At 61.9% G+C, this 1,164-nt stretch carries 3 protein-coding genes; 1 reads left to right on the forward strand and 2 read right to left on the reverse strand.

Translation table 11 applies throughout. From position 1 onward, the window contains the following. The coding region (locus QH270_RS10770) for a hypothetical protein (RefSeq protein ID WP_280340575.1) at positions 1 to 386 on the forward strand (386 nt) is incomplete at its 5' end. 85 nt (positions 387 to 471) lie between these two features. Here the strand turns inward: QH270_RS10770 and QH270_RS10775 are convergent. Next, positions 472 to 627, reverse strand: coding sequence for a hypothetical protein (locus QH270_RS10775; RefSeq protein WP_280340577.1), 156 nt, complete (start codon positions 625 to 627; stop codon positions 472 to 474). A 256-nt stretch (positions 628 to 883) separates the two neighbouring features. Continuing rightward, a partial coding sequence (locus QH270_RS10780; RefSeq protein ID WP_280340579.1) for a hypothetical protein occupies positions 884 to 1,164 on the reverse strand: 281 nt, incomplete at its 5' end.

Genomic DNA, 1,164 nt, shown 5'->3' on the forward strand with positions numbered 1-1,164 from the left:
TGGTCGGGAAGGTATGCGCACTGGGAACCTCGGCGATTGCCGAGGTCGCCGGAAGCGACACGCTCAACAGCCACTTCGATCCGTGGTTCAGCACTGTCGATCCCGATGCCTATCGCACTGTGGGAGGTGGGACTCTGCAGACCTTCCACAGCGAGCTGTGTGTCGTATTGAGCGAGCAGGTATTCGAACAGGTCCTGTTTGACAAGCGAGCGCGGAAACCAGTGAGCGCGGCCGCTGAGTTGTGCGGGATGCTCCTTCGCTCAATCTGGGTTCTGCTCAATGCCCCCGAAGAGAGGGCAGCAACCACCGAGTTCCTCGAGGAAGTCCTTGCCTGTGACCTGAGAATCTTGCTCAAGCATCGGCCATGGTCGAACCGTGAACTGTGACTCGTAGCTCCGGCGTACACGGGGTCTGGACCACCCAGCCCTCGCGCAGTGCCGGGCCCGAGGCTCAGGAGGATCGGATTCGATATCAGCAACGGGCAAGCATTTTCGGGTTGATTGTCAACAACGGGCACCGGGTACAAGCGTGGTAGACGGCGTCGAGGTGGGTCAGTGGGAGTTCGTGGTGGGTGGCGAGCTGCTTGGCGAGGTGGGTCTTGCCGCTGCTGCCGCCGCCGATGATCACGGTTCCCTCGTTCGCATCCGTCCACGATGCCGGCCCGACTTCGACGTTCGGTGCGGCTGCGGCTGCCCGGACACCCATCGCCGACGTCGCCGGTGACTTGGCGAAACGAAAGGCTCTGTTCTCGGGCTCAAATTACTCGGAACAGATGTACTTCGCGAGGTCGAGAGTTCCCCTCTGGCCCGTGCGCTGTCCCCGGCGTAGCTGTGCGTCAGCGCTGTCGCCACAGTCCGTTCGCACACCAGCTCGGTCACCCGAGCTAATGGCGCGCTCGGTGCCCAATCGCTCTCGCCGCAAGGATATCTGTCGACAGCGCGGGAGGATCATCGAGTCGCTGCTTCTTTTCGGCGGTATCGGTCTTTCCGCGTTCCAGCCCGTTGTTGCCGCGTCGTCGGCGGATCTCGCAGTCAGGTGTGATCTTCCGTGAGGTGAGTGTTCTTGTTGCGAGCAGATCGCGAAAGTCTCTGACGGTCAGCGAGATGGACGGGCAGCTGGCGCGCTGTGCTGATGTGGTCCTGTCCGGTTTCATCGGTGATGTAG

Origin of the sequence: Nocardia neocaledoniensis (assembly GCF_029868625.1) — a bacterium.
In the GTDB taxonomy this organism is placed as follows: domain Bacteria; phylum Actinomycetota; class Actinomycetes; order Mycobacteriales; family Mycobacteriaceae; genus Nocardia; species Nocardia neocaledoniensis_A.